The organism is Mesorhizobium sp. M2A.F.Ca.ET.039.01.1.1, from assembly GCF_003998035.1.
Classification (GTDB): domain Bacteria; phylum Pseudomonadota; class Alphaproteobacteria; order Rhizobiales; family Rhizobiaceae; genus Mesorhizobium.
Genome location: NZ_RZRY01001386.1, coordinates 1 through 695, shown reverse-complemented (window position 1 = coordinate 695; position 695 = coordinate 1). Strand labels below are relative to the sequence as shown.

The window sequence follows — 695 nt, the reverse complement described above, 5'->3', positions numbered from 1 at the left end:
CCTCGCCGTGGCGCGGTCGGCCCATGGTGAGGGACTGGGCGGCCAGTTGCTGCTTGCGGCGGCGTTGCGCTGCATTCGGGCAGCGGCCGAGGTTGGCGGCACCCTGATGTTCATCGATGCCAAGAATGAGCGTGTGGCGGCATGGTATCGATCCTACGGCGCCCTGGGCCTGGAGGATCGGCCTTTGTCACTATTTTTGCCGTTGGCCTCTTTCGCGGCCGCGCTTCGTCTCGGCGGGAGGCTTTGATCATGACGGCCGCCGACAATTCCAAGGGCGCCGGGCAGGACGACGATCTACCGGACGTCATCGAGATCGTCCGTGCCATGGGACTTGATGCGATGGGCGAGGACACGGAACCCCCCTCCCCTGCCCTGCCGGCGGCCGCACCTCATCCGGATCATGGTCCGCGCCTGCCGGCGCATCTCGAGAAGCTTGCCGATCGAGCGCGGGGCTATGTCGAAGCTGCAAGCTCCGCCAACACCCGCCGCGCCTATGCCGCCGACTGGAAGCGTTTTTGCGCCTGGGCGCGGCGGCAGGGTGTCGATGCGTTCTCGCCCGATCCGCGAGTGGTCGGCCTCTATATCACGGCTTGCGCGTCCGGGTCTGTCTCCGGAGACAAGCAGCCCAACTCGGTATCGACCATCGAGCGGCGGCTGTCGTCGCTGAGCTGGAATTTCACCCAGCGCGGGCAGCC

General features: G+C 66.8%; 1 protein-coding gene and 1 pseudogene. Both read left to right on the top strand.

Translation table 11 applies throughout. From position 1 onward, the window contains the following. Positions 1-247: pseudogene (locus EOA24_RS42255) on the top strand (hypothetical protein); the annotation flags it as partial. Between the two features lie 2 nt (positions 248-249). Further along, positions 250-695 (top strand): site-specific integrase (locus EOA24_RS40015; RefSeq protein ID WP_245502004.1); only part of this gene is annotated, 446 nt, incomplete at its 3' end.